Source organism: Streptomyces sp. Da 82-17, assembly GCF_046098215.1.
In the GTDB taxonomy this organism is placed as follows: Bacteria; Actinomycetota; Actinomycetes; order Streptomycetales; family Streptomycetaceae; genus Streptomyces.
The window spans coordinates 26503-51919 of record NZ_JBJURH010000019.1; the positions used below are offsets into that span (position 1 = coordinate 26503).

26 protein-coding genes are annotated in these 25417 nt (G+C 69.0%); 3 read left to right on the forward strand and 23 right to left on the reverse strand.

Going from position 1 to position 25417, the window contains the following annotated elements; genetic code table 11:
- Positions 1–38: 38 nt before the first annotated feature.
- Both ACIDOF_RS27545 and ACIDOF_RS27550 read right to left on the reverse strand, forming a co-directional pair.
- A complete protein-coding gene (locus tag ACIDOF_RS27545) occupies positions 39–749 on the reverse strand; it encodes an ATP-binding protein (RefSeq protein ID WP_409008813.1) in 711 nt (236 codons plus the stop codon).
- The gene (locus ACIDOF_RS27550) at positions 749–1699 is read right to left on the reverse strand and encodes a hypothetical protein (RefSeq protein ID WP_409008814.1); all 951 of its coding nucleotides are present in this window, start codon (positions 1697–1699) and stop codon (positions 749–751) included. Before ACIDOF_RS27550 ends, ACIDOF_RS27545 begins: the two co-directional genes overlap by 1 nt.
- A 621-nt stretch (positions 1700–2320) precedes the next feature.
- Between ACIDOF_RS27550 and ACIDOF_RS27555 the strand changes: the two genes are divergently transcribed.
- Entirely contained in the window at positions 2321–3205 is an 885-nt protein-coding gene (locus ACIDOF_RS27555) for a helix-turn-helix domain-containing protein (RefSeq protein ID WP_409008815.1), read from the forward strand.
- Positions 3206–3223: 18 nt separating this feature from the next.
- Here ACIDOF_RS27555 and ACIDOF_RS27560 read toward each other — a convergent pair whose 3' ends face one another.
- From ACIDOF_RS27560 to ACIDOF_RS27570, 3 genes are read right to left on the reverse strand one after another with little or no spacing between them, the layout of a single operon-like run.
- The gene (locus ACIDOF_RS27560; RefSeq protein ID WP_409008816.1) at positions 3224–4414 is read right to left on the reverse strand and encodes an amidohydrolase family protein; all 1191 of its coding nucleotides are present in this window, start codon (positions 4412–4414) and stop codon (positions 3224–3226) included.
- A gap of 32 nt (positions 4415–4446) precedes the next feature.
- Positions 4447–5556 carry an MAB_1171c family putative transporter gene (locus ACIDOF_RS27565; protein WP_409008817.1) on the reverse strand — a complete coding sequence of 370 codons (1110 nt, stop codon included), beginning with the start codon at positions 5554–5556 and terminating at the stop codon, positions 4447–4449.
- On the reverse strand, positions 5557–6000 hold the full coding sequence (locus ACIDOF_RS27570) for a hypothetical protein (protein ID WP_409008939.1): 444 nt from the start codon (positions 5998–6000) through the stop codon (positions 5557–5559).
- Between the two features lie 418 nt (positions 6001–6418).
- Here ACIDOF_RS27570 and ACIDOF_RS27575 point away from each other — a divergent pair, with 418 nt between their 5' ends.
- On the forward strand, positions 6419–7210 hold the full coding sequence (locus ACIDOF_RS27575) for a helix-turn-helix transcriptional regulator (protein WP_409008818.1): 792 nt from the start codon (positions 6419–6421) through the stop codon (positions 7208–7210).
- 177 nt (positions 7211–7387) lie between these two features.
- On the opposite strand, the gene ACIDOF_RS27580 is transcribed toward ACIDOF_RS27575, so the two are convergent.
- The 15 genes from ACIDOF_RS27580 to ACIDOF_RS27650 all read right to left on the reverse strand — a co-directional run bounded on the left by ACIDOF_RS27580 (position 7388) and on the right by ACIDOF_RS27650 (position 19998).
- Positions 7388–8146 (reverse strand): DUF6461 domain-containing protein, encoded by a 759-nt coding sequence (locus ACIDOF_RS27580; RefSeq protein ID WP_409008819.1) that lies wholly within the window; start codon positions 8144–8146, stop codon positions 7388–7390.
- 69 nt (positions 8147–8215) lie between these two features.
- Positions 8216–8500, reverse strand: coding sequence for a hypothetical protein (locus ACIDOF_RS27585; RefSeq protein ID WP_409008820.1), 285 nt, complete (start codon positions 8498–8500; stop codon positions 8216–8218).
- A gap of 209 nt (positions 8501–8709) precedes the next feature.
- Positions 8710–9837, reverse strand: a complete 1128-nt coding sequence (locus ACIDOF_RS27590; RefSeq protein WP_409008821.1) for a hypothetical protein — start codon at positions 9835–9837, stop codon at positions 8710–8712.
- Position 9838: 1 nt separating this feature from the next.
- Entirely contained in the window at positions 9839–11938 is a 2100-nt protein-coding gene (gene fxlM / locus ACIDOF_RS27595; protein WP_409008822.1) for a methyltransferase, FxLD system, read from the reverse strand.
- 17 nt (positions 11939–11955) lie between these two features.
- Positions 11956–13215, reverse strand: coding sequence for a lanthionine synthetase C family protein (locus ACIDOF_RS27600; RefSeq protein ID WP_409008823.1), 1260 nt, complete (start codon positions 13213–13215; stop codon positions 11956–11958).
- Positions 13202–16318, reverse strand: coding sequence for a lantibiotic dehydratase (locus tag ACIDOF_RS27605; protein WP_409008824.1), 3117 nt, complete (start codon positions 16316–16318; stop codon positions 13202–13204). Before ACIDOF_RS27605 ends, ACIDOF_RS27600 begins: the two co-directional genes overlap by 14 nt.
- Positions 16319–16400: 82 nt before the next feature.
- The gene (locus tag ACIDOF_RS27610) at positions 16401–16580 is read right to left on the reverse strand and encodes an FxLD family lanthipeptide (RefSeq protein WP_409008825.1); all 180 of its coding nucleotides are present in this window, start codon (positions 16578–16580) and stop codon (positions 16401–16403) included.
- A gap of 34 nt (positions 16581–16614) precedes the next feature.
- A complete protein-coding gene (locus ACIDOF_RS27615) occupies positions 16615–16746 on the reverse strand; it encodes an FxLD family lanthipeptide (protein WP_409008826.1) in 132 nt (43 codons plus the stop codon).
- A gap of 108 nt (positions 16747–16854) precedes the next feature.
- The gene (gene fxlA / locus ACIDOF_RS27620; RefSeq protein ID WP_409008827.1) at positions 16855–17016 is read right to left on the reverse strand and encodes an FxLD family lanthipeptide; all 162 of its coding nucleotides are present in this window, start codon (positions 17014–17016) and stop codon (positions 16855–16857) included.
- A gap of 273 nt (positions 17017–17289) precedes the next feature.
- Positions 17290–17457, reverse strand: coding sequence for a hypothetical protein (locus ACIDOF_RS27625; protein ID WP_409008828.1), 168 nt, complete (start codon positions 17455–17457; stop codon positions 17290–17292).
- Positions 17454–17654: a DUF5999 family protein gene (locus tag ACIDOF_RS27630; protein WP_409008829.1), complete on the reverse strand. Its 201-nt coding sequence runs from the start codon at positions 17652–17654 to the stop codon at positions 17454–17456. Before ACIDOF_RS27630 ends, ACIDOF_RS27625 begins: the two co-directional genes overlap by 4 nt.
- A gap of 30 nt (positions 17655–17684) precedes the next feature.
- On the reverse strand, positions 17685–17942 hold the full coding sequence (locus tag ACIDOF_RS27635) for a hypothetical protein (RefSeq protein WP_409008830.1): 258 nt from the start codon (positions 17940–17942) through the stop codon (positions 17685–17687).
- Between the two features lie 178 nt (positions 17943–18120).
- Positions 18121–18609 carry an NUDIX domain-containing protein gene (locus tag ACIDOF_RS27640; RefSeq protein ID WP_409008831.1) on the reverse strand — a complete coding sequence of 163 codons (489 nt, stop codon included), beginning with the start codon at positions 18607–18609 and terminating at the stop codon, positions 18121–18123.
- Between the two features lie 535 nt (positions 18610–19144).
- A complete protein-coding gene (locus tag ACIDOF_RS27645; RefSeq protein WP_409008832.1) occupies positions 19145–19489 on the reverse strand; it encodes a DUF6415 family natural product biosynthesis protein in 345 nt (114 codons plus the stop codon).
- Positions 19490–19563: 74 nt separating this feature from the next.
- Positions 19564–19998: an ATP-binding protein gene (locus ACIDOF_RS27650; protein WP_409008833.1), complete on the reverse strand. Its 435-nt coding sequence runs from the start codon at positions 19996–19998 to the stop codon at positions 19564–19566.
- A gap of 684 nt (positions 19999–20682) precedes the next feature.
- Between ACIDOF_RS27650 and ACIDOF_RS27655 the strand changes: the two genes are divergently transcribed.
- Positions 20683–21639 (forward strand): hypothetical protein, encoded by a 957-nt coding sequence (locus ACIDOF_RS27655; protein WP_409008834.1) that lies wholly within the window; start codon positions 20683–20685, stop codon positions 21637–21639.
- A gap of 3 nt (positions 21640–21642) precedes the next feature.
- Here the strand turns inward: ACIDOF_RS27655 and ACIDOF_RS27660 are convergent, their stop codons facing one another.
- The 3 genes from ACIDOF_RS27660 to ACIDOF_RS27670 all read right to left on the reverse strand — a co-directional run bounded on the left by ACIDOF_RS27660 (position 21643) and on the right by ACIDOF_RS27670 (position 25397).
- Positions 21643–22674 (reverse strand): NAD-dependent epimerase/dehydratase family protein, encoded by a 1032-nt coding sequence (locus tag ACIDOF_RS27660; protein ID WP_409008835.1) that lies wholly within the window; start codon positions 22672–22674, stop codon positions 21643–21645.
- A 597-nt stretch (positions 22675–23271) separates the two neighbouring features.
- Positions 23272–24132, reverse strand: a complete 861-nt coding sequence (purU, locus tag ACIDOF_RS27665) for a formyltetrahydrofolate deformylase (protein WP_409008836.1) — start codon at positions 24130–24132, stop codon at positions 23272–23274.
- A gap of 284 nt (positions 24133–24416) precedes the next feature.
- The gene (locus tag ACIDOF_RS27670) at positions 24417–25397 is read right to left on the reverse strand and encodes an Ldh family oxidoreductase (RefSeq protein WP_409008837.1); all 981 of its coding nucleotides are present in this window, start codon (positions 25395–25397) and stop codon (positions 24417–24419) included.
- Positions 25398–25417: the final 20 nt, after the last annotated feature.

The following is a 25417-nucleotide window of genomic DNA, read 5'->3' on the forward strand; positions in this document are numbered from 1 at the left end:
GCGGTGAAGGCGCGAACCGGCGACGTTCGCGAGGCGGTTCAGCGAGTGGCTGCGGCGTGGAGACGCTCGGCGGCCAGGGCTCGTCTGCGGTCGGGGCCGTCGAGGATGACCTTGTCGGTCATCTCGGTGAGCCGGGAGGCGACGCGGTCTCCGATGTGGGCTCTCAGGTCGGCCATGCCGAGGTTGGTGGTGAGGAGGGTGGGGAGCATCTCGTTGTAGCGGCGGTTGATCAGCCGCATCGTGATCTCCTCGGTCCACTCGCTGGTCTTCGCGGCGCCAAGGTCGTCGATGAACAGGAGCGGGCAGCGGGCGAGTTCCATGAATTCGCGCTCGCCGTCGTGGCCGGGCCGCGGACGGAGCTCGGCGTACAGGTCGGCGGCCGTGACCGCCTTCCAGCGCAGCCGTACGCCTTCGGCGAGGAGCGAGCGGATCGCGCCGTACGCCTGGTGGGTCTTGCCGGTGCCGGTGGTGCCGGCGATCAGCAGCGAGCGGCCCTGCGCGATGCCGGGGACGCCGCCGGGGCCGGGGCGTCCGGCCTGGGCGACGTCTCGGACCCATGCGGTGACGGCGGGGTGGTCGGCGAGGGCTTCGCGGTAGCGGGCAGGGATCCGGCCGTCGGCGGCCTGGAGGGCGGGGACCGGCTCCAGTTGATCGGTCGGTACGTCGACGGGGTCGATGCCCTTGGCGTGGAGGATGTTGGCCAGGCGCCGGGCGATGCCACCGAGCGGCTGTGCGTCGTGGTCGCGCATCACAGCTCCTCGGCGTAGGCGGCGGCAGGATTGGCGGGGTTGGCCCAGGGGCGATGGGCGGCGAGGTTAGGTGTCGATCCCGGCCGAGCAAAACCCGCGGGTGCGGCGTTCATCGCCTCGTGGACCAGACTCGGCAGGGTGCTGGGATGCAGGCCTTTCGCCCGGTGCCGGGTGAGTCCGGCGCGGATGTGGTCGGGGTCGACGCCCTCGGTGAGGAGCTTGGCGGTCTCGCGGCCGAGGTGGCCGAGCACGTCGCGGGGCGGTCGGTGGGCGCAGGCGGCGGCGTACTCGGCGATGAGCTTCTGAGCCGAGGTGGTCGGCTGTGCGGGGACGCTTGCGTCCCCCGTAGGGGAAGTAGTTCCAGGATCCAGGTTCCTAGGTCCTAGATCCGGAGCGTGAGGGCTCACGGACGGCTCCGTGAGGGTGTCGTGAGTCCTTACTGAGCCCCCAGGGAAGGGCAGTTGACCTGCGGGTTCGCGATCCAGCGGGCGTGCGTCCGCCATGTTCCGTGAGTCCGGAGTGCGCGCTCCGGGAGTCCTCATGGAGGGCTCAGTGAGTCGTGCGTGAGCCGTGGTCGTGGCTGATGCCGGCTCCGCTCGGGGTGCATCATGGCGAGGGCAGCCAGGAGTACGCACGCCACTGGGGCGGTTGATCCGCTGGTGCTGGGACCAGGTGACGACGTGGAGGTACGCCTTGCCGTCGTCCCCGGTGTAGCGGCAGATCAGATCCTCGGCGGCAAGCTGGATGAGGTCGTCCTCAACGCCCATGGGGCCGTGCTCCGGTCGCAGCGACCACAGCACGCCGGCGATCACGGCGGGCTGGTCGCGGATACGTCCGCGGTCGTCGACCTGGGTGAGGAGGCCGAAGAAGGTGCGCTCGGCGCTGAGGGAGACGGCGGCCAGGGACTCCGAGGCGAAGGCCTCCGGCTTGATGGTGCGGATGCGGGCCATGGTCAGAGCCCTCCCGCGGATGTTCGGCTGGGCTCGATCTGGTTGAGCACCCTTCCTGGGCTGTGCTCGGGCATGCGAGAATTCCTCACTCGTAGGTGGAGAGATCGGCCGCTCTCGTCGAAAAGGTCAGCCGGTCCGCTCCAGTTATGAATCCGTCGCTCCTCTGCTGAGGGGCTGGCGGCTTCGGCGTCCGGAAGGTGCGAACTTCTGGGCGCCGGTTTCATTTCCCCGTCCGTACGGGGCGCCATCTCGGCGTCTGGGTAACTCCTGCTGATCCCCTCCGTGTTGGTCCGCCTCGGCGCCGTTCGCCGAGGGACCAGGACCATATGCACACCGCCTGCAGCGTTCCAGCCGTACGGCGATGCTGATCCGCTCCGGCATCGGCCCGGCATGTCCGGCCTCCGTGGAGCCGTTTCGCCAGGCGCGCGACCAGAGCCCGTTCCGCTCAGGTCGGGCGCTGCCGCGCGTGGTGCGCGGTCGGACCCGACATGGGCAGAAGGGCGGCGAAGGGTGTACGTTGAACACCTTGATTCGCCAAACTGAACCTATCCCGGTTTGACCATCGAATCAATATGATGAAGTTTCCGCAGTTTCGACAACCAGCTTCGGGAGAGCCTCCGGATGGCCCCTCGCCAGTTCGACCGTGACCGGGTGCGCGCGCTGCGCCGCGCCCGGAACCTCACCCAGAGCGACCTGGGCGAGGCGGTCGGCGTCGGCGACACCACGGTGGCGAGCTGGGAACTCGGCTCGTCGAGGCCCGACGGCGAGAAGCTGCCGGTGCTGGCGAAGGTCTTCGGCCTGGCCCTCGACGACCTCTTCCCGCGCGAGCCGGGCGATCTGCCGGACCTCGCGGACCTGCGCTGCGACGCCGGGTACAGCCAGTACCAGACCCGCGAGCTGATCGGCACGAAGAGCTCGGGGCCGGTCGCCAACGCCGAGCGGGGCAAGCGCCGGCTGAGCGAGAAGTTCCAGGAGCCTCTGGCGAAGGCGTACGGCGTGACCGTGGACGAGTTGCTCGCCGCGCAGGAGAGATCGTTCGGCAACGACGTGCCGGCCCCGGCGAACACGGTGGCGATGCCTCGCACCGTGGCCGAGAAGATCACGTACCTGCTCGAGCACTCCTACCCCGGCACGCAGCAGCCCCCGACGGACGCCGAGATCGCCGAAGCCGTGAACGGGCACGCGGGCACGCCGGTCATCACGGAGGACGGCGTGCGGGCCCTGCGCACCGGGGACGACGAAGAGCTGCCGACCGTCGTGGCCGAGGGCCTGGCGGAGCTCTTCGGAGTCTCCCCACTGTACTTCCAGACCGACGACACGGTCGCCCGTCAGGTCGTCGAGGGACTGCGCCTCCTGGCTGCCGTACGCACAGGGGCAGTTGGACGCGTCACGACCCGCGGTCTCGGGCCCGAGGGCATGTCGGACGACCTGCTCGCCTTCCTGAACCAGGTGGTCGAGGAGATGGCGGACAGAGAAAAGCCCGGGACCGACGGCCCCGGGCACTGACCAACTCTTAGGTCTGGGTTACGCGCTGGCGCCGAACTCGTAGTGACGGCCGACCGCGATGACGGTTTCGACCGCCTTCAGAGCACCGAGGTCGGCGAGCGGGTCGCCGTCGACGACGAGCAGGTCGGCGCTGTAGCCAGGAGTGAGCTGCCCCGTCTGCTCGCCGAGGCCCAGCGCGTGGGCGGCTTCGGTGGTGGCCATGGCGAGGATGCGGTCGTTCGGCAGGCCGATGTGCTCGTAGAAGGTGAGGCTGGCGGGAAGGCCGTCGAATCCGGCGCGCTGCACGCCCGCGTCCGTACCCGCGATCAGGCGGGCCCCCGCCTCAGCCATCCGTCGGACGGCGCCGAACATGGCCTCGGCGCGCTCGGCACCGAAGAACTTCGGGAGCATCGGCCAGTGCGGGCTCACCGCGGGGCAGACGAAGATCCCCTTCTCGATGATCTGGGCGAGCACGTCCTCGCGTACGTCGAATCCGTCCTCGGTCATCCAGGTGCAGTGCTCGACCGTGTCGACGCCCGCCTCGACCGCGGCGGTGATGCCGTCGACACCGTGCGCGTGCGCGGCGACCGGAAGGCCGGCATGGTGCGCTTCATCGACCAGCGCGGCCAACTCCTCGTTGGAGAACTGGGATTCCCAACTCTTCGCTCCGCCCTTGGTCAGTCCGCCGCCGGTCTCCATCACCTTGATGACCTTGGCGCCAGCCTCGATGTTGTGCTGGACCAGCCGTCGCACTTCCTCCACGCCGCTGACCTCTCCGCCGAGGAACCAGCAGTGCCCACCGGGCGGCGTCACGGGCGTTGCGGCCGACACAATGCGCGGGCCGGCGACTTGGCCCTCGGCGACGGCCTGGGCCAGTCGCAGGGCGAGCCCGTTGCGATCACCGAGGTCTCGGGCGGTGGTGACGCCGATGCCGAGCAGCTGCTCCGCGCGCGCCTTCATTTCCGTGAACAGCGCCTCGTCGTCCTGCTCTTGGAGCGTGGCGACCGGGTCTGCTCCCCCGTCGAAGCAGAGGTGTACGTGGGCGTCGATCAGGCCGGGCAGGACGGTGCCGGCGGGGTACGCGAGCCTCGGCTCGTCGGGGCGGGCGTGGCGCTCGACCTCCTCACGCGGGCCGACGCAGGCGATCGATCCTTCTCGTACGAGGACAGCTCCGTCGGCGATGACGTGCCGATCGGCTCCGGCCAGGACGTGGGCGGCGGTGATGAGCATGGGTGGCGGCTCCCTTTCGCTTGTGGACGGGGTCAGTTGGCGGACCGCAGGGCGTCGGACAGGGCGAGGAGTTCCTGGATGTCGTCCTCTCGGCTGCGTTGGCGGGGGATTACGGCCAGGGGCCGCGTCGGTGCGGGCTGGTCAGCACCCCCGAGGTGCGCACGCACGGCCTCGCGCAGCCGTTCAGCGGCCCAAGGCGCGGGGGCATCCCGGAGCGACTCCGCATCCAGGTAGGGGCCGATCTCTACGAGCCCATCCCGGCACTCGACGATTCTGCGGTGGTGTCGGCGGTGAATGCCGCGGGCCCGCCAACGCTCCCACGCAGATGTGGAGTTGGCCCTCAGCACGGCATGAGGCGCCGCCTCGGCCATCAGCCGCCACAGCGGCTCAAGTCGCGCGTACTCACGACGGCGCCGGAACCACAGTCGGCACAGCGAGACCCGCGTACGCATCCCCGGATACGTGATCCCGAAGACGAAGAGCAGCGTCGAGACGACCAAGACCGCACCGGCGGCTGCCATCACGGGAGCGTGAACGGCGTTGCCCGTCCACCGGATTACGACGATCACGGCCCGGACTGCGCAGGCGAGAGCCATCCCGAACATCCCGATGCCCGCCGTCCAGAGCCCGGTCGAGTGCGGCTTGGCCGATAGCCGGGCGTAGCGGCGCGTCCAATACGCAGCGGCGGCCAGTGCGTACATCAGGTACAGGCCGACCACCAGGTAGAAAGTCGCGGCCTGCGGAACCGTCATGTCCGTGCTGGAGAAGCTCCCGACCAGCGCGTGGTGCGGGACCGTCGCGACGGTACAGGTGACGCCCAGGGCCACCGAGGCGGCGACGAGCGCCTCGATGCGGGCTCGGCGCCGGGCACCGCGCTCGTCTGCGGACGCGTACAGGTAGAAGCACATGAGGAAATACACGGTGGCAATCAGCAGGAGGTTCTGCACGAGTTTGGCTGCACCGTGTCCGGCCACTGTCTCGAATCCGTCCGCCCCGCCGGGCATCGCGAGCGGGTACGAGAGGGCGGCGCAGGTCAGGCAGAGCACCACCGAGCGCAGGCAGCGGTCGTGCGGGGCCTTGGCCAGTTGGTAGAGCTTCCAGACGATCGCCAGGACGAGCCCGGCGAGGAAGACGATCGCCATTTACAGCCATCCCTGGTGATCACCGAGCGCGGCCTGTACGCGACGGACTGCTGGATCGTCGCTCTGCCGCGTGGGCGTGACGTGGTCGAGGATCGAGGCCCACTCCCCCACGATCGTCGCTACGAGCTCGGCTTCCTGCTCCTCCTCCGTGTCGTACGAACACCGCAGGAGGGCCCGCCGGATCGCGTCCGACTTGAGCCCGGGGAGCAAGGACTCCCACACATCAGTGCCGGGCGGTCCCGGGTGGTCGGCGAGCATGTGGCCGAGCTCGTGCAGGACGATGTGGTCCTGGTGGTGCGGGGGCGTCTCCTTCTGGAAGACGATCACGTCGGCGTTCGGCGTCTCCAACCACGCGCCGAGCGGTCCACCGCTCTTCAGCGGGAAGGCCCGCAGCTCGATCCGCCGACCCCGCCGGCGAGCGAGGGCGGTACAGAGGTCCGGCACGCTCAAGGGCGGATGCACGTCGAGCGATCTCAGCAACCTCCGAATCCGGCGTTCCAGATCCCGTCCCTTGGCGCGACCTTCACCGCGTGATTGGCGAATGCCGGGAGGTACCTGCAGCGCACGGCTCCCGGATTCCTGACCCTCGAACGGCCTCTGCAGCGAATCGGCTCTGGCTGTACGCCACCGCAAGGTCATGGCCGGTCAGCTCCCTTACTCAAGCTCTGTTGCCTGAGTAATCGTGCACAGCCACTTGCGCCACCAGTAGTGGCGCTACTTTCACTCTCGAATACCGAGATAGGCATTCAGTGCTCGGAATGTCGCGCTGCGCATATGCCGGAGGCGTAGATGATTGGACATCTGACCCAATCCAGCAGGTCACACGGCAGCCATAAAGCAAAGGGCGGGTGACGCAGTCCATATGCCAGGCCACGCAGTTTCTCCCGAGCTGGCTCCGCTTCTACGTCACTGGCGCGAACGGCTCGATCACCGCCGCGTCGCCGGAATCGATTCGACCCGCAGACGGTTGAAAGACGGATTAACCCAGGACGAAGTGGCGACCCTAACAGGCGTAGCCAGTTCCTGGTACCGGCAATTGGAAGGCGGAAGTCCCCGCCCTGTATCGGAGCAGTTCGTGCAGCGCCTGGCCATGACCTTGAGGCTCAACGAATCCGAACGCGTCACGCTGTACCAAATGGCGCTGGGGCACACCCCTCCCCCGGTCAGTGCCGGTTTGAATCTGGAGGTGGAGGATCACCTACAGGTGATCCTGGATGACCTTGCCCCTCATCCCGCGTACGTCTCGAACCTGCGCTGGGACATCGTCGCCTACAACGAGCCCCAACTGGACTGGTTCCCATGGCTCCCGTACGAGCGGAACCTGATGCGGTTCGCCTTTCTGTACCCGGAAGCACGAGAGCAGCTCGTCAACTGGCACAAGGATTGGGCACTTCCCTTCCTCGCGCAGATCCGGTACGCCATTGCCACGCACCCAGACGCAGCCGAGTTGGCGGACCTACGAGATGAAATCCTCGCGGGCAACGACCAGGCCCAGGAATTGTGGGGAACTCTGCAGACGAGAGCTCACCCGGACGGCGACGTCCGACGATTCCGACTTCCCGTCCACAACGACGAAGAGGTCGAAGTTCGGATCGTCGCCTTCGCGCCGCTCAGCGATCCGAGCCTCCGAGTTGTCGTGTTGGTGCGCACGTAACACGCTGGGCCGGTTCCTCTGGACGTCTGGAGCACCTTCCGACTCTGCTCGCATTAGCCGGGCTCGGAGGCCCAGATCGACTATGTGATGGTGCTGTCCACCTCGCGGCACATGTCGTGCGCCCGGTGGCGCACTTGGATCAGCACGCCTTGGCCTCACTCACACCGAAGCCTTGCGCTACTTCGGTGGAGTCCCTCGTCGCCTAGGTGGCTCAGGCTCAACGGGTTGAATGCTGTGGGTCGTTGGGGTGGCCGACACGCCGAGCGCACGTCCCTGAGTAGATCCACTGAGCCCTCCCGGCAGCGCCCCACCGAGCACACGTCCTACCGGCTGGCAAGTCGTCCGAGGCGACCCGGGCGCCGACGGGTCGGGAGTGCGTTGGCTCTCGTCAAGGAGCACGGTGAGTAGGGGCCCGTTGAGGGTGTCCGTGTCGAGTTCACCTTGAACGTGGTGCGCGACGGCCTCCAGTACGGGGATCAGGCTGAGGCTCGGTTCACGGGATGCGTCCAGCTGCTCTTGCACGGCGTCCCACCAGGGGTGTGGCGGCTCGGGCCGGGTGTGCGCCGGCTCGAAGCGTTCCGCGCGCGATCCGTCCCGCCAGTGAGCGAAGACGTTCATGCCGTCGGCGCCGCGCAGAAGGCTCACCGTTTCCGTGCCCTTGGACAACGCTGCCAGAGAGCCGGACATGGAGCCCATGGTCCCGTCCTCCTCGAAGCAGAACGACCAATCGCCGCATGGTCCCGCGCGGAGTACGGACGTGTCGTACGGGCTGGTGTGGCCGAGAGCGGCGGCCTGTCGGCGGTCGAGGAGCCGGCCGGCTTCGGGGTCTGCTCCATAGCGAGCCAGGACCTCTTGCGGGGTGACGCCGCGGGTGAAGGTCAGGCACCACATGGCGACCCGCGAGTCCTGGGCCCACGACCACGGTCCACTCTCCACCTGAATCTCCTTAGGAGTGAGAAGCGGGGCCCTACTGAGGGCCCCGCCATGCTCGCGTGCGGCGTTCCGTCAGGAGCTCACGCTCACACCGTACTTCTCGGTGTCCAGGACACGCTGGTCCTTCACGAACGCCCCGTACTTGCCACCGGCGGAAAAGTTGGCGCCTTCAGGGACATGGGCGCGGACGCAGGGCTCCGTGAAGGTGACGGGCTTGTCGACACGGGCCTCGTAGATCCTCCACTGGCCGTTCTCGAAAAGCGGGACGATGTCCGCGCACTGGGCCCCGTCCGTTCCACCTTCGAAGGAGCCCGCGAAGGGAAACTCGTCACACGAGTCGTCGGGGATCTGGGGCAAGTACACAAATCGGTAAGGGAGGGTTCCGGCCTACTCCCGAACGACTTGGCGCAATTGGCGAGCTCGGCAAGCGCGCACAGCTCACCAACTCCCCATAAAGGATGGGTATTTACCCGTCAGGCATCAACACCTCTGCGAAGCCACAGGCCCAGGGGTTTGGCTGAAGGTCGTCTATGAGAGGTTCGGCCCTCGTTCGGCACCGGCAGATCTCATATCCGCACACGACCACGCTTCGGCGATTTCGCCACCAGCTGCCGCGTCACTGCCGCGCAGGTTTCGGCTGCCGATTGGAGGGCGTACTCGAGTTCGTCTGGGATCTGGTGTTGCTGGAGTCCGGCGGCGATGACCGCGTGGTTAAACGCCTCCCGCTGGCCTGGGCTCATTCGGTGTTGGGTACCTGCGTGGCCGAGCAATTCACGTGCGGCGTAGCCGTCTTGGAACTTCTCGGCCAGGTACAGCAACCGATCGCACACGGCGTGCCTTGCCGCGGTTCTGTCGGTTTCGCACAGGTCCCACACGACGAGCCCCAACCGCGCGCCGAAGAGGACCAGTTCTGGGCCGAGTTCCAGCTTCAGGAAGTTCTGGGCCAGGTCCGAGGGGAGGTCAGTGCGCCTTATGCCGGCTTTCGTGAGGCACAGCGCCGAGAGGCTCGCTGCAACGGCGCGCTCCCAGTCAGCAGACAGCGTGCTGCTCGCAAGGACTGACATCGCGGATGTCAGCTCTCCACCGAGACAGCGGGCTACGACTTGAACTTGGCGCCCGTCGAGGAGGCGGTTCCCGATGCCCTTGTGGTGCTCGACGTGCCTGAGAGCGCGCTCCCAGTGTCCCGCTGCCACGAGTGCGCGGGTTCCGTCGCCGAGGAGGACTGCCCAGAGCCACTGGCAGAGCTTGTGGTGGTCTTCCTCGGTGGCGGTGAGGTTCTGGAAGGACAGGGTGCGGTCGTCGATGATCGTTCCCCCGCGCTCTCGTACGGCCGTGTTCAGGTGGTCGAGCAGCTCGTACGCGGCTTCGCCAGCTCCGTTTCGGATGTGGAGGCGGGCGAGGTTGACCAGGGGTTCGAGGCCGTAGCGGGCTTCCTGGAGGCTCAGGGGTCGTCCTGCGTGCAGGTAGAGCTCGGCGTGGCGCCAGCACAGGGTGCGGGCCAGGTCGGGTAATCCGCAGTCGCTGGCGATGAGCGCCGCCAAGTTCTGTGCGACGGCGGCGGGTTGGAGGTTGGCGTCCCGCTCCGCCGAGCGGGCCAGGTCGGTGATCTCCTGGACCCGCTCGGCGAGCGGACGGCATGCAGGGCGTGGACGGGCGACCAGCGGGAAGCGACGGGCTATCTGGTCGACTTCCATGTCACTGCCACTCGATGACGATGCGGTTGAGGGCGTTGTCGAAGGCGAAGCGGCCGGGCTTCGGGGCGGGCTGTGCGGTGTCGAGGGACTGGATTTCGAACTTGACGTCCCGGCCGCGGAATTCGCTGTCCCAGGTGCGGACCGCCTCGGTGACTCGGTCGGCGAGCGACGCGGCATTCGGGCCATGGCCGATGACGCCGAATTCGAAGAGCGTCGCGCCGTCCGGGGCGGTCTCGGTGGCGCGGCGGCGGGTGAGGTAGGTGAGGGTGCCGCCTTCGAAGGTCGCGGTCGAGCTGGGGTACGGCGCGGTGAGGAGGCCGCTGTCGAGGGCTTCCGGCTTGGCGGGCATGCGGCTGAGGCCGTTCGGCAGGGTGCAGGTGAGCCACAGTTCGAGCCACTCGGGCGACTCGGGGCCGCGGAAGGTCACGCCGGTCCACTGTTCGGTGCGCGGCTGGCGCAGGACGTCGGTGAGGGCGTTGATGTCGGTCTGCTGGTCGCCGTTGGTGATGAGGACGACGGCGTTGTTCGGGGCGAGGGGCACGAAGGTGCGGGGGTCGTCGGCGATGCCGCGTCGCAGCGGCATGAAGGTGTTCATCTCGGAGCCGACGCTGTGCCAGGCGCCGTCCTGGTGCTCGAAGGCGATCGAGCGGCTGACGCTGCCGCGCAGGCGGAGCGGGGTGAGCAGGCGTCCGCCGGGGGCGAGTTGGTCGAGCCAGGCGTGCGGGACGCCGTGGGCGCCGACGGTGGCCACGATGCGGTCGTACGGTGCGTTCTCGGCGTGGCCGGCGGCTCCGTCGCCGAGGATGACGTCGACGTTGTTGATGCCTGCGGCCTTCAGTCCGGTGCGGGCGCCTTCCACGATGTCGTCGTCGACGTCGATAGTGGTGACGTGGCCCTCGGCGCCGACGAGGTGGCCGAGGAGTCCGGCGTTGAAGCCGGTACCGGCGCCCAGTTCCAGGATGCGCTGGCCGGGCTCGACCTCCAGCTGTTCGAGCATGACGCCGACGACGTCGGGCTGAGAGGCGCAGCTGATCGAGGCCCCGCTGTCGTCGTACTTGGTGTTCACGGGCGCGTTGCCGTACGCCTTCTCCAGCGGGGCGTTGGGCACGAAGAGGTGGCGCGGCACCGTGCGCATGGCCTCTTCGACGCGGGCGGTGCGTACGGATCCGTCCTGGACCAGATCGTCGATGAGCTGGGCGCGGAGGCGGTCGGCGGGGGTGGCTTCGATGGTGTCGCTGTTCACCTGGCCGACCGTAGTGTCCGGCGTCGCCTGGGCGGGGGCGGATGCGGTGGGCTCGTGCGTTCCCATGACTACCTCTTTCGCGAGTGCTGACAGGGTGCGCTGGTCCTGCGTGGGCAGGCCCAGACGGTTGAAGTGGAAGATCGCGTGGTGGGCGAGCACGGCCCGTAGTCCGCGCTCCAGTCGGCCGCCGTGGTTGAGCTCGGCGAGCTGCTGGCCGAGCTGCTCGAAGGCGGCGATCCAGGACTTGAGGTGTGCGAGTCGGCCGTGAGCGACCAGGGGGCTGGTGGCGCTGGCGTCGACGGTCATCAGCCGACGTACGGCATCGGTGAGCCGCGTCGGCGAGGGTGCCGTCGCGTCCCCGGTGTCGCGGAGTTCGGCGATCTTCGACCACACGTCGCCTTGCTCGTACCAGTCCAGGTCGGCGGCCCTCATGGCCGTGCTGAGCAGCAGGACTGCGAGTTCGCGGCGGCCGAGGTCGGAGGTGCCTGGGTCGGCTGTCCGGGCGCGGGCGACGTGGTCGAGGACATGTCGGCTGTCCTGGTGGAACAGCTCGTGCGCGACGTCCATGCCGGCCTGGCCGCCGAAGGCCGTGGTCTCGGGCTCGTAGAGGCCCGGGGTCCAGGCGGCAATCGTGCCCTCGCGGAGCAGCTCGTCGAGGGCGCCGTCCACGTCACGCAGTACGTCCGGATCGCTCGTCCGGAACCGGATCCGCCAGCGCGGGTGTTTGCGGGTGAAGGCCCACTGGGTGTCGCTGCGCTGTCGGGTGAGCAGCGGCAGGAGCTGGTCCGCGGCGACGGTTTCTGCCGCGTTCCAGTCGGTGAATTGGACGGTGCGTTGCGGCCATGCGTCGGCCGTCATGTTCCTTCTCCTCATGGTCAGTTGAGCAGGAAGCAGGAGTCCCAACCGGACACCGTGGCGCCGCCGTTCCGGTGGGCGTGCAGGGCGAGCGCAGTGCCTGCGGCCCCTTCAAGGAGGCCGACATCTCCACCGGCCGGGTCGTACAGGAGGGAGTCTGCAAGCTCGTCCGGGTCGGGCTCGATGAGCGGGGCGAGCAGACGCGGCACGCAGACGGTAAGCCCGGGGGTGATGGCGTCGGCCGCGATGGTGCGGGTGATGTGGGCAAGTCCGGCGAAGCCGTGGCAGAGGGAGACGTCCGCGGTTTGGCCGAGCTGGTTCGGGTCGGTCACGGCGTACAGGAGCGCTTCCTCGACGCCGCGTTGGAGCCGGGTGTCGCCGAGGGCGAGGGCGGCGAGGTGCTGGGCGCGGGCGATTCCGGCGGTTCCGTAGCACCAGGACGGACGGGAAGGGCCCGGGCCCGGTGTGCCGGAGCGCAGCTGTTCGCGGGTGATCCAGTACGGCCACCACGGGCCCGCCGGCCCGTCCTGCTGCCAGCGGGCGAGCCAGGTCAGGATCCGGCGGATGGCGTCTCCGTGGCCGATGACCGTGACTCCCGCTCGTGCGGTGAGGCTGAGCAGGGCGAGGGGGCCGGTGATGCCGTGGGCTGTGCCGTTGTTGGCGTGCCCGTCCGGGAAGTCGGCGGACGGCTTCCCGGACGGCGCCAGGTGGCTCCACCAGCCGGGCAGGACTTCGCCGTTGTTCTTGATGGGCTCCGTCAGGCGTACGACGTACTCCAAGACGTCCTGGAGCAGTTCGGTGTGCTTGCCTCGCTTCAGCAGGAGGGCGCCCATGCCGCTGAGCCCGCGGATGGCGTCGAACTCGGTGAGCGCGGGAAGCACGCCCCGGTCCATGCGGGCGTGAGCGCGGTCGAGGCGCTTGCGGACCTCCTTCGTGACGTTCTGGTCGAGCGTGTGCAGGGCGCGCGTGTAACGGCCGGGGCGGTCGGCCGCGGCGTGCAAGGCAAAGGCAAGCGCGGGTGCCCCGTAGTAGAGGTGGCTGTCGGCGCCGCCGATGGCCGGTTCGGCGGCGGCGCAGGCGAGCCAATCGTGGGCGCGCTGCCAGGGCCCGTGCCCGGTGCGGGCGCGCTCGATGTGGAGCAGGGCCACGCCGACGGCGCCGTGAGCCAGGGACTGCGGCCACCAGCCCTGCTTGAGCTTCAGTCCTCGTACGGCGTCCGGGGTGGCGAGGCGGTCTGCGATCGCGTCGGCTGCCGCCCCGGCGGTCTCATGCAGGTCCATGGTTGGCTCCTCCGTGCTTCCAGGCCAGCGCGGCGGCACGGGCCAGCCGGATGCAGGTGCGTTCGTCGTCCTTGTCGATGCCGGCGGCGCGGATGTGGTGTCCGTGCAGCAGCGAGTCCAGGACCAAGTCGGGGACCAGGGCTTCGGTGTCGTCGAGCTGTGCCCGGTAGCGGGCGATGGCCTTGTCTCGCTCGGCCCACGCGTCGTTGATCGCGGCGCCGCCGGGGACATTCCTGAGCGACTCGAAGTCGTCGCTCGGGTCGGCCAAGCGCACGGCCTCTTTCAGTACGGCGCGGTCGAGAGGCGTCGGGTCCTTGATGCGGCCGTGGGTGATCAGCCAGTCGATGCCCGCAACCGTGCTGCCGGTGAAAGCGGCGGCGAGCGAGATGAAGTTCGCGGCGGCGAGGACTTGGCGGTGGGGGCGGTGGGGCTGCGCGAACTGAACGGCCAGCGCGCGGGAGTCGGCGGCGAAGACCTCCTCGGCGAGCCGCATCGACTCCCCCGTGCCCCAGCGGCCGGTCTCCGGATACGAGGTGGCGAACTGGACGTCACTCAGCAGTCCTTCGCGGCGCAGGCCGGCGGCCCACTCGGAGACGCGGGTCGCCGTCGGCCCGAACTCGGCGGGCTCCGGGACGGCAATCCGCAGGCGCAGGTGCCAGCGCGGGTCGCGGTAGCGCATGTACCACCAGGCCGGTTCCTCGTCCCACTGGGTGAGCAGGCGGGGCAGGTGGCGGGCGAGGATCTCAGGGTGCCGTTCCACGTGGCCGTACAGCTTGACCAGCAGCCACGGGGAGGCACCGGGAAGATAGCCGTGGTCGCGGGCAAGGACGCGATCGGCGGTGACGGGCGGCACCGTGGGCCACTTCGGGGTGCGCGTGGCGGTCAGGGGGACGACGATCTCGTGGGCCCTCCCACCCAACCAGCCGCCCTCGGGGCCGACTTCGGTGAGGATCGCAGCGTCGTCGTTGGCGAGGTGGGCTCGCAGCACGGCGAGGTGGGCGGGCTCGGTCAGGTCGAGCGGCAGCACCCGGTCGCCCTCGGTGAGCGCCACCCGTTTCGGCACCCGGCGCCGGGTGCGCCACGCGTCGAGGGCCTTGTGCCACTGCTCCCACGGTTCCTGCCGGCCAGGCAGGTCGGCGCGGTCGAGGCGCCAGCGGGCCGGGGAGAGGATCGTCCGGCCGTACCGAACACGCGGTAAGAACGGCAGGTTGAGGGCCGCGCCCCACGGGAACGGCGTCACCACGGCCGCCGCGGACCGGCTGATCTCGGCAAGGAACCGCGCCAACGGCGGAGTGTGGGACCGCAGGTTGAGGGCGTGCAGGGACTGCGGCTCGACGACCTGCCCGCGCGAGAGGGAGACGAGGTACAGGCGGCGCCGGTCGCATCCCACCGCAAGGTCGTCCAGCGCGATGGTGTGTGCGTCTGGGGTGCGGTGTTCGGCCAGGCTGATCACGGCGGGCATCAGCTCGGGGGTGCGGGTGACGTGGCTGTCGCCGCGGGTGAGCGGCGAGAACGAGAGCTGGGCGGGGAGCGCCCCGGGTGTGTTCGTCGGCAGCTCGTCGAAAACGGCGGTCGCCCGCTCGCGGTCCTTGGGGTAAAGGAGGTTGAGGAAGCGGCCGGTCGTGGTGCCAATGCCGCGCGACGGGCTGATGGCTGTCAGGGCAAAGTTCCCGTCGAAGAGGCTTTCCAGGGAGGCGGCTTGGATCTGGAGGCCGAATTCGAGGTGAGGCGGCACCTGTACGGCGTCCCGGTCGCCAATGGCCAGGTCGTTGATCAGGTCCTCGTCGAGCTCGATTTCGTCGCGCCCGTCGAGCACGGCGGCCTGGGCGAGAGCGAGGAGCTTCTGCTCGCGCTGGGTGAGCGCCTCGCGGGGCTCCGGCTCCGCGTCCAGGTACCCGGCGGGGAAGCCGAGCCCGGTGTCCGCGTCGACGACGTCGCGCAGCGGCACGAGGGAGCCGATGCCGTACCGCTCGAAGAAGCGGTTGTGGAAGTCCTTCCACCCCGGCGTGCCGAACGGCATCGCACTGAGGCGGGCCAGCGCGGTCGCTGCCCGCTCCGCCTCCCACGCCACGGTCTGCGGCAGCACGAGGCGGCAGCCCACTCGCAGGTCGACCGCGATCGGCTGCTCGACGGCGTCGCTGAGCGTCGTCATCTTCTCCCGCAGCGCCCTACGCAGCCGTCGGCCGTCCGCCGCCGTCAAGGCCTGGTTGTGCTGCTCCATGCCGTCGCGGACCGCTCGCAGGTCCTCGACGAGATCGGCCACCTGCGGTACTTCGTGGCCGCCGGCTTCCTCTACCTGCCGTACGAGATGGTCCAGGGCGTCGAAGACCCCGGACGGCGCGTACAGGCTGCTGATGAGCGCGCCGTTGTCCACCAAGGTGGCGAGCAGTCCGCGGACTTGGTCCTCGGCGGCCTTGGGGAATTCTGCTGCCACGCGGTCGGCGAGTTTGGCGACGCGGATGGGTGTGGCCCGGGCTGCGTCGAGGGCGGTCCGCACGGGGCCGGTGCAGCGGATCGACACCTCCGTGGGCGGGTTCGGGTCCGTACGCCGTGATCGTGGCGGGTACGGGATGACCAGGCGGTCGCCGCGTACGAACACGGTGGTGGAGGCCAGAACCGGCAGGCGCCAGAGCAGTTCCGGGCAGGATTCGAGGCGGCTGATTACGTCGGCGAGCCAGGCGCCGTCGGCCCGCACGACCGCGTGGTCCAGCTCGCCCCAGGTCGTGACCTGAGCGTGCTGGGGCTCGAAAGATGCAGCGGCAACGCCGGCGAACAGGCCGTGGGGCGTGGCGCGGCCGGTCATCCGCAGGACGTATCGGGTCACCGACAGCAGTGCTCGACGCAGCTGTCGCGCATCCGGGGCGGTGGTCGAGCACAACGCCTCTACCTGTCGTGCCAGCAAAGGGCTCGCGTGCTCGATCGCCTCGGCGACTTCCTCTTGCGACCAGACCTCGCGCAGCCACGCCCGCCCCTCGGTGAGCTGTTCCGGCGAGCTGCTGGTGAGGGCGCCCGGCCATGCCGGCAGGAGCAGGTTCGTGTGGCGGGAGGCCCGGACGAGGGCCGTGTCCGCGGCTCGGTACAGCGTCTCGCTGCTGGAAGTCATGCGCCCTCCGCTTCTCGTGGTTGTCCGGGTGGGCGGCCCGCACAGGCGTGGTCGCTGTGCGGGCCGCCGTTGAGCTGTGCGTTCAGGCGACGTTGGTGGCGCAGGAGCCCTTACAGGTGGGCCTGCACCCGTCGTCCGTCAGGTTGATCACCGCGGCGGAGCCGTCTGCGGACTCCAGGACGCTGATGTCCAGGTCGAACGGATCGGCAGGCACAGCGGCGGCCGCGGTCTGCGGCGACCGCTCGAACGGGGTGACGTTCACGGCTACTCCTCCTGTTCGTCTGCTGGGGCGTCGGTCAGGCCACGTTGGTGGCGCACGGGCTGGAGCAGGTGCTTCCGCAGCCGTCGTCGGTGAGCTGGATCAGCGTGGCGGCGCCGTCGCTGGACTCCAGGACGCTGATGTCCAGGTCGAAGTCGTCGTTGTTCACGTGCTCTCCTTCTGCTTCTTCGCGGGAGCCTGCGGGGCAGCCCCGGTGCTTCTGCGGCTGTGGCGGCACACCCGTAACAGGCCCAGTTGGAACGGTGGTTGGTCTCGGTCAGGCGACCTTGCTGACGCAGGACGTGCCGCAGGTGGACCCGCAGTTGTCGTCGGACGCACTGGCCGTGGCGACCGTCGCGGCGGACTCGATGACGCTGACGTCCAGGTCAAACGCGTCCGCGTCAGCTGGCTTCGGCGCGATCGACGTGCTCGTGTTCATGTGGCTCCTCTGGTCGAGATCGAATGCGTTGTTGCCGCCCGGCCCGGCAGCGAAGTGCCGGACCAGGACGTTCAGGTCACGCGGGGAGAGGCCCAAGGGAACCGAGAGGGACCTGCGGCCCTCTCCCTGCGTATTCGTCCGGCACCCGAGCCGTCGTTTCAGGCCCGGCTGCCGGGTCGTGCACCCTCCTGTCGGCGACGACGGGAGGGCAGTCGGGAAGGCGGCCGCGTGCTCTGGTGTCGTTCACCAGCCCTGCGGCACGGCGCACGGCCATCAGCGGACTCGGCCGATGACCACGCTGGCTGAGGGGTTCGCCTTCTGGATCTTGTTCCGCGCCATGTTCTTGGCGATCTCCACGTTCTTCGCGCGGACCAGGACGTGCACCGATTTGGCGGGCTTGTTCAAGCTCCGGACGAGCGCGGTGACACTGAAGGTCCTCACGCCAGTGCTCCGGTCTCGCCAACGGGGCGGTGCGGGGCGATGACCTCGCCGCTCGGCAGCACCTCTCCGGTGTCCTCGAAGAGAACGACGCCGTTGCACAGCAGGCTCCAGCCCTGCCCCGTGCAGGGGGCAACAGGGATCGCGGCGTCTCGGTCGGACGAGTCGACAGTGGGGCAGCGAGGTTTGTGGGAGCACATGACGGTGGTCCTCGTCGATTTCAAGTCGCTTCAAGGTTTGGGGAGTTGCCCTTGACGGGCGGAGTTGATGACGTCGAGGGGCCAGAACAGCGGGGCGAGCACAGCCCAGACCAGGACCGTGGAGATCTGCCCCAACACCGTGGGCCGGGCATTGGGACCGCGATGCTTCTGGAGTTGTTCGCGCAGGAGCCGCAGGGCTCGGCGCGGGGTGTTGCCGATGAACGACATCCAGCCGTGGCCGATGCAGTAGTAGATCGCGACGGCCAACAGGCCCTCGATGAGGTACATGCAGGTGTCCTTGGTACGGAGGGTGGGGAATGGGCCGGCCGCTTACTCCCCCACAGAGCGCGGCCGGGGCGCCGACGTACGGCGCCACCTCCTCCTGGAGGGAGTGCACGGGCCCCACGTGCACAGGCACGTGGCGCCTCGGTCCTCGCGGCCAGGAAGGAGGCCCCAGGTCGGGTGGTCAGTGCGCGTCGGTCGGGTGACCCGAGCGGTACTGCGCGCCGCTGAAGGGAATGGCGGCGAGGGCGGCTTTGATCCGGGAGACGGTGTATGGGGCCGCGTACCGGGCGAGTTCGGACGGCGCCACGAACTCGTAGCCACTCAGTTCCTCGGGGAGGCGGATGATCGCGCCTGCGGGGGCAGTGCCGCCGTGGAAGACCAGGTTGATGCCCTCGGCGCTGTCTCCTTCGCGGGGCATGTGGTGGACCGCCAGGACCTCGCCGAGCTCAATGGCGAGCCCGAGCTCCTCCTCGACCTCGCGTCGGGCGGCGGCCAACGGGTCCTCGTTCTCCTCGGCACAGCCGCCCGGCAGGCCCCACGGGTACGGGTCGCCCTGGTCCTTCTTGTACTTCTTCTCGACCAATAGAACGCCACCGCCAGCGTTCCGGATCAGGGCCAGGCAGCCGAGGCGGCGCCGCGGCGGGGAGGTGAAGTGGATCGACGTGTGCATGGCGTTGCGCCTCTCATTGCTCGAGTGCGTGAGTTGGATGGGTGGTGAGTGGCCGCGCCCGCAGCCGCCATCGGGGCCGGGCGGCTTGCCCGAGGAGAACTCCGTCAGGTGCCGAACTCCAGGGCGGCGGTGAACCGGCGGGCGGTGCTCAGCTTGAGATCGCCCAGGGTGATCGCGGCTTCGCGGCTGCACCTCTGGCAGTAGGGGTGGAAGGACAGGTCCATGAAGCCGCCTGCTCACTTCCGTGGTTCAACCCCCGTCCGCTTGTAAGTGAGTTGGGCGCAGAGCGCCGCGAACTCGAGCTCGTCGAGGTCGGTCCGGCGGTGCATGGCGGCGGGAGGCCGCCGACCGAACCATGGCTTCTTCAACGCAGCGATCGCGGCGTGCAGAAGTACACGAGCGCGCTGGAACCGTCCGGTGCTGGTGCGCTTCGGCTCCCGCTGATCGGCATACGGGGCCGTGTCCTGCCAGCACCAGGCGACAGCGCATCGGGGCGACGAGTGACGCACCCCGGCGTTCGTGAAGGAGGAGCGCCTCATACCTCAGCCGCCTCTCCCAAGTGGTCGAGCAGCGTGAGGACCGCGCACGCGAGGCGCACCAGGTACCCGTGCTCAGCCTCCCGCACCGGCTGCTCCGCGCTCAGCACCACTGCGGACGCCATCTGATCGACCACCGCGTTCTCCTCGTCGGAGTTCGGCGAGACGAGCCGTGGCACGACGTCCACAAGCCGCCCGGTGGCCGTACGAAGCCGCGCGGTGATGGCCACGCGGTCGTCTGGCGAAGGACGTACGGCGTGCTCGCCTAAGACCGTTTCCAGGTCCTCGTACAGCTCGTCGCTCACGACATCGGCCGCGAGCGAGCGCCGCAGGCCGGACAGCACCCGCTCCGCCGTCGCCGTATCTCCGGTGAAGACGGTGACTACCGGGCGAGCGCCCCGAGGTACGACAGCCGTCGTCACGCGCCACCCCCGGAAATCCGGAAGGCACACCACGTCCTCAGCCCGTCAGGACTGACGCCACACTTGTCGGCGACCGCCGCCACGAGGAACAGCCCTCGGCCGCTCTCCTCGCTCGGCGAGGCTGAACGCACACGGGCAGGAACCGGGTTTCCGTCGGTGACCTCGATCCGGAGCTCGCCGCCCGAGCACGTAACCCGGAGCCCAACTGTGCCTCCGCCGCCGTGCAGTACGGCATTGGTCACGAGTTCGGAGACCGCGAGCGTGACGCTGTCTTCCAGCGATCCCAAGCCCCAACTGCGTACGCACTCCGATGTCTTCCGACGCATCTTCCGCACCTGCGACGCGGCCGACGGGAAGTGCGTCTCGAAGCCGAGTACGGCCGCGTTCCCGGCGCCTGCGGCATCCGGGGCGACAGCTTTGGTTCGGATCATCGTGGCTCCTTCAGCGTCTTGCTCTTGAGCCCTCGGCGACCGACGGGTACTGCCGGATCAGGTCCGGGACCCACGTCGGCCGGTGTGGGGGGATCAAGATTTGCGCTGTCGAACCGGGCGCACCATGTCACGGCGGTTATCACTTCATGAGTGGTCGGGTGACGCAGGTATCACCGACATGTCATTTGGCGACCACATCGCCCAACATCACTTTCAGGCCGCGTAGTTGGGCAATAGTGGGTGTGGGGCCAGCCACGCTGCCCCAGCCGTGCTCACGGGGGCCAGAAGGGAACCACGACGATGAAGTTGCAGGCCAGGACACTGCTCCAACTTCTCGTATGGGAACGAGGCTGGACGTACAACCAGTTCAGGGACGAGTACGAGAAGGCTGCCCGCGAGGTCTCAGCGGCATCCGGCAAGCCCCCGTCGACCGCCACGGTGGAAGAGCAGACCTTCCGGCGATGGACTTCCGGACGCGTACGGGGAGTTCCGAATCAACCGGCTCCTCAGGTCCTCGAGCACCTGCTCGGCCATCCCGTTCGAAGCCTGCTCAGCCCGCCGACGGAGACGCCGTCGGCACCACCGCACGGCCAGGTCATCGCACTCAATGAAAGTGAACTCGCTATGACGGCTCGGGACGCAGCTGCACACGCCAGCGATGCCGCCTCCCTCAACGTGCCCGACATGACCCTCGACCAGCTCGACGACGACGTCGTCGCTCTGGCCCGGGACTACAACCGCACGTCGCCGGTCGAGGTGTACCAGCGGGCCAAGGAGCTTCTGGGGATCGCGCAGGCTCTGCTGGAGCGGACGGAGATTCCCCGGCAGAAGGAGCGGGCGTACCTCGCCGCCGGCCAGTCGGCTTCCCTTCTGTCCGCGGTCTGCTTCGACCTGGGGTCCTTGCCTGCTGCCGTGTCCCTGTCGCGTACGGCGGCACTGTATGGGCAGGTGATCGAGCACGGCCCGCTCCAGGCGTACGCCCATGGCGCGCTGGCGTTCCTTGCGTTCTGGGGAGGGCGGCCGACGGAATCGGTCCGGCTCATCCAGCAGGCGCAGCGGTTCGGCGGACTCGGCGACACGGCTCGGACCCGCCTCTCCGTCATCGAGGGCCGCGCATATGGCCACTTGGGCAACATGGCCGCCGCCGAGCGCGCCATCCGCGCCTCCCTGGACCAGAGCACCGGGGACCGCGACGACCTCCACGACGACATCGGCGGCGAGTTCGGCTTCTCCACCGAACGCGTCGCGATGAGCAACGCCACCACCTACCTGCTGCTCCGCGACGCCCAGGGCGCCGAGGAAGCGGCGAGCACCACCCTGAATCTGCTCTCGTCCCGCCCCGAGGACGAGCGGCCGATCCTCATCTCCTCGCAGGCCTCCGTGGACCTGGCGCGCGCCCGGCTGCTTCGCGGTGAACTCGCCGGCGCCCATGAAGCCCTCGAACCGGTCTTCTCCGTACCCACGGCGTGGCGGAGCGCCGGTGTCCTGGAGCGGATGGCGGCCGTACGAGCCGAGCTCTGCCGCCCCGACTTCAGCGGGGCGGCAGAGGCCAGCAGCCTGGGCGAACGCATCGAGGAGTTCTCGGCTGCGGCCACGGCACAGACGCTCGGCTCCGCTGCACCGCTGGCGATCGAGGCCTGACTCTCAACTCCCCAGCTTGGCCAGGACTTCCGCTTCCTTCTCCACCGAAATCCCGTGCTCGGCCCACCGCGGGTGTTCCACCGGCGTACCGCCGCTGCTCAGCCACTCCCACGTATCGGCGACCGTCTCGGCGAGCGGTCGGCATCGCAGTCCTGCTTGCTGGGCTCGGGTGGAGTCGATCCGCCACGCACCGGCGTGCGTACGCCACAGCGGCAGCTCGGTCCACTGCTGCACCCCGTGGTCGATCAACAGGTCATCGGGCGCCCACACCAGGTCACCGGAACCACCGGTCACCTCCAGGCACGCGCTGAGGAATCCGCGCATCGTCTCGTGCCCGATCGGAGCGGTGACGTTGTACGCGTCCCCGCCCGAGGCCTGCGCCTGGTCGAGCGCGAACTCCGCGACGTCGCGCACGTCGATGGGCTGAATCCCCTGAGCCGGATCACCGGGCGCGAGAATCGACCCACCACGCTTCGCCCGGCTCAACCACCACGGCAGCCGACCCACGTACTCCCCCGGCCCAAGGATGACGCCAGGCCGCAGGATGGACACCCTCTCCTCGCCGAACGACTCCAAGGCCGCACGCTCGGAACCCGCCTTCTGCCGACCGTAGTACCAGTCCGGTCCGTCCCAATCCACAGGCAGCCGACCGTAGTTGATGTCCGCGTCGGCCGGACCGTCCAGCACCTCGGATACCTCGGACAGCGGCTCGTTCGGCCAGCCGCGGTAGGCGTTCACCGTGGAGATGTAGACGTACCGCCCGGCAACCGGCGCCAGGGCCTGCGCGCCGGCCAGTACGTCACGCGGCGCGAGCTCGGACGCGGAGGTGTCGATCACCGCATCCCATGGGCCGTGCGAAGCCAGCTCGGCGACGTCGCTCCGGACGGTTCGATCCCCGTGTATCTCGGTGACGCCTTCGGGCGCGACGCCCGAGCGCCCCCGGTTGAAGGCGCTCACCTCCCACCCACGGTCAAGAGCCACCTGAGCAACCGCCCGCCCCAGGAACCACGTACCACCCAGCACAAGAATCTTCATGACCCCGATCCTGCACGCTGCGCCACGAGCTGCGCCATGCCCCCGGGGGCTGCCCCGTTCCGTCGCCTCGTCCCCGCCCGTCGATCAACGGGGCAGTCAGCGCGCGGGCCGCTCCCGCAGCCACTGCAGACACCGGCGGGTCAAGGTCTTACTCAGGCCGGTACGACGGGCCAACTCGATCGCGTCAGCACGTACATCGGCTGCGGCACCCCGGCCGAGGGCCGACACCGCGGAGGTGCCCCGGCGCACGGCCCACGTCGGCGGTCCGTTCCACGACTCGTCGTACGAGCGGGTGGGGGCCGGTTCGGCGCACGGCGGTGGGGCGCTGCGTGTTGCTCGCGGGCCAGAGGGCCGGTCGGGTGCCACGGCTGTGCTCTCCATGGCACAACTTCCTTTCCTCATAAGGGATATGCCGGCCCAACCAAGAGGAAGGCTCGGCTGGACCGGCGGTGAGTGTGTCCCGCTGCGACTGTCCCTCGGGCACCGCGGACAGATGGGTGGCCAGGGTCTGGTTACCCCGGACCAGGGGGGTTGGCAGGAAATCCCGCAGAGCAGGTCGTCGCGTGTGCCACGACGTAAGCCCACGGGGCATCGCCGTCAGCTGAAAACCACCGTCCGATTGCCGTGGAGCAGAATGCGGCCCTGGCAGTGCCAGTTGACGGCGCGAGCCAGCGCCAGACGCTCCGCATCGCGGCCGACCGTCACCAGCTGGTCGGGGCTCGACCGGTGATCAACGCGGATGATCTCCTGCTCGATGATCGGGCCCTCGTCCAGATCTGCGGTGACGTAGTGGGCGGTCGCGCCCACGAGTTTCACGCCTCGTCGGTGGGCCTGGTGGTACGGCTTGGCTCCGGCGAAGCTCGGTAGGAAGGAGTGGTGGATGTTGATGGCCCGCCCTTCCAGCTCCTTGCACAGCTCGTCGGAGAGCACCTGCATGTAGCGGGCGAGGACGACGAGATCGACCTGGTGTTCTTCCACCAGGGCCAACAGCTCGGCTTCTGCCTCCGGCTTGGTGTCGGCCGTAATCGGGATGTGCGTGAACGGCACGCCCTCGGCGGCAGCCATGGGTTCGAGGTCGGGGTGGTTGGAGGCCACCAGGACGATCTCGGCGTCCAAGGCGTTGCTGCGCCATCGGTAGAGCAGATCCGCCAGACAGTGGCCGAACTTCGACACCATCACGAGGACCCGCGGCTTGACCGAGGCGTCCCTGAGCTGCCACTCCATCCCGTATGCGGCGGCCACGCGCACGAACGACTCCTGCAGCCCGTCCAAAGTTTCCAAAGTGACTCCGGCAGGCCGCGTGAAGCTCGTACGCAGGAACACACTGCCGTGCTCCTCGTCGTCGAACTGCTGGTGCTCGGTGATGTCGCAGCCATGCTCGAGAAGAAATGCTGTCACGGCGTGGAGCAGCCCTGGCCTTCCGGGGCAACTGAGGGTGAGGACAAACTCGCTGGTCATGTAAGGCTCCTCAAGATTTTGGCACGTGGAGAGCAAAACCACCCGGGGCGGTGTTCCTGCACTCTGCGGTGGCGTAGTGGCGCCGAGGAGACGGGCGGCCAGATCAGAGGTTCGGCGAAGGGGGGCAAGTATTGCGCCGGCCGCTCCGCGGCAACGAGTGCGCGGGCGGCCGCACCCCGGCAACAGCTGCGCCGCACCGTGGCTGCGTCGAGGCGCACCGGGTTGTCGAGAACCGGCCGCGGTGGCGAGTCCGAGCCGAGGAGGACCGAACTCGCCACCGTCTCTTACTGCACCACGGCGCGCAGACGGCGGATCAGTTCCGCGTCCACCTCCAACTCGGCTTCGGCGGCGCCCACTTCGAGCGCAGGGAGTCGTACGCCGTGATCCGCACGCACCCTGTCCAGGTGCGCGGCCACCCTGCCCTGTTCTCCCGTGAGCACCCCTGAGTCCACGCACAGCAGGAACACGCCGATCCCAGGCGGCTCGTTGCCGTGGTCGAACGGGGCCGCGTCCAGTGAGAAGGAGCCGCCGCCCAAGGTCGCCAGGAGCTCCACGAGCAGGGCGACGTTGCCTCCCCGGTGTCCACCGAACGGCAGCAGCGCTCCCGCTAGGGCCGCCGAGGCGTCGGTCGTCGGAGCTCCATCGGGGCCGACCGCCCATCCTTCGGGGATCGGTTCGCCTGCCTCGGCCTTCTTGCGCACATTGACGTAGGCGGTCTGCGAGGACGCCTGGTCGATGACGACGGGCGGGCCGTCCGCCCGCGGTACGGCATAGGCAAGCGGATTGGTGCCGAGCACCGGCCCGCCGGAGCCGCCCAAGGACATGAGGGCGGGACTGTTGGCGCAAGCCACGGCCGTGAACCCGAGCTCGGCCGCACGACGCGGGTAGTAGCCGAGTTCGCCGCAGGTGTACGAACCTCGGATCCACAGCGCCGCCATGCCGTTCTCGCGTACGGCAGTGAACAGCGTCTCCGCGGCGGTCTCGAAGGCCTCTTGGGCGAGCCCGTCCCGCGCGTCTGCGATCACGCAGGACGGCGCGGGACGGGTCACCTCCGGGAGGACGCCTGCCACGATCCGACCATCGCGGTAGGCGTCGAGGTAGTCGAAGAGGTGCGCCAGACCCACGGCGCGGTTCCCCACATGCTCGGCGTCGAGGACGCTGCGGGTGAGGATCCGGGCGGCCGGCGGTGCGGCGCCGGCCGAGCGCAGCGCCCGGACGCAGAGCCCGGAGATCTCATGCTCGGTCATCCGGATGCTGCTGCTCATCACAGATCGTTCCTTCTCTT

Excerpts from the sequence above, each read along its gene's own strand:
- ACIDOF_RS27605 (WP_409008824.1), bottom strand. The coding sequence starts at position 16,318 with ATGACTTCCAGCAGCGAGACGCTGTACCGAGCCGCGGACACGGCCCTC.
- fxlA (WP_409008827.1), bottom strand. The coding sequence starts at position 17,016 with ATGAACACGAGCACGTCGATCGCGCCGAAGCCAGCTGACGCGGACGCG.
- ACIDOF_RS27630 (WP_409008829.1), bottom strand. The coding sequence starts at position 17,654 with ATGTGCTCCCACAAACCTCGCTGCCCCACTGTCGACTCGTCCGACCGA.
- ACIDOF_RS27635 (WP_409008830.1), bottom strand. The coding sequence starts at position 17,942 with ATGTACCTCATCGAGGGCCTGTTGGCCGTCGCGATCTACTACTGCATC.
- purU (WP_409008836.1), bottom strand. The coding sequence starts at position 24,132 with ATGACCAGCGAGTTTGTCCTCACCCTCAGTTGCCCCGGAAGGCCAGGG.
- ACIDOF_RS27565 (WP_409008817.1), bottom strand. The coding sequence starts at position 5,556 with ATGGCGATCGTCTTCCTCGCCGGGCTCGTCCTGGCGATCGTCTGGAAG.
- ACIDOF_RS27560 (WP_409008816.1), bottom strand. The coding sequence starts at position 4,414 with ATGCTCATCACCGCCGCCCACGTCCTGGCCGGAGCCGATCGGCACGTC.
- fxlM (WP_409008822.1), bottom strand. The coding sequence starts at position 11,938 with ATGACGGCCGACGCATGGCCGCAACGCACCGTCCAATTCACCGACTGG.
- ACIDOF_RS27670 (WP_409008837.1), bottom strand. The coding sequence starts at position 25,397 with ATGAGCAGCAGCATCCGGATGACCGAGCATGAGATCTCCGGGCTCTGC.
- ACIDOF_RS27555 (WP_409008815.1), top strand. The coding sequence starts at position 2,321 with ATGGCCCCTCGCCAGTTCGACCGTGACCGGGTGCGCGCGCTGCGCCGC.
- ACIDOF_RS27650 (WP_409008833.1), bottom strand. The coding sequence starts at position 19,998 with ATGATCCGAACCAAAGCTGTCGCCCCGGATGCCGCAGGCGCCGGGAAC.
- ACIDOF_RS27575 (WP_409008818.1), top strand. The coding sequence starts at position 6,419 with ATGCCAGGCCACGCAGTTTCTCCCGAGCTGGCTCCGCTTCTACGTCAC.
- ACIDOF_RS27550 (WP_409008814.1), bottom strand. The coding sequence starts at position 1,699 with ATGGCCCGCATCCGCACCATCAAGCCGGAGGCCTTCGCCTCGGAGTCC.
- ACIDOF_RS27590 (WP_409008821.1), bottom strand. The coding sequence starts at position 9,837 with ATGGAAGTCGACCAGATAGCCCGTCGCTTCCCGCTGGTCGCCCGTCCA.
- ACIDOF_RS27640 (WP_409008831.1), bottom strand. The coding sequence starts at position 18,609 with ATGCACACGTCGATCCACTTCACCTCCCCGCCGCGGCGCCGCCTCGGC.
- ACIDOF_RS27660 (WP_409008835.1), bottom strand. The coding sequence starts at position 22,674 with ATGAAGATTCTTGTGCTGGGTGGTACGTGGTTCCTGGGGCGGGCGGTT.
- ACIDOF_RS27600 (WP_409008823.1), bottom strand. The coding sequence starts at position 13,215 with ATGGACCTGCATGAGACCGCCGGGGCGGCAGCCGACGCGATCGCAGAC.
- ACIDOF_RS27545 (WP_409008813.1), bottom strand. The coding sequence starts at position 749 with ATGCGCGACCACGACGCACAGCCGCTCGGTGGCATCGCCCGGCGCCTG.
- ACIDOF_RS27655 (WP_409008834.1), top strand. The coding sequence starts at position 20,683 with ATGACCCTCGACCAGCTCGACGACGACGTCGTCGCTCTGGCCCGGGAC.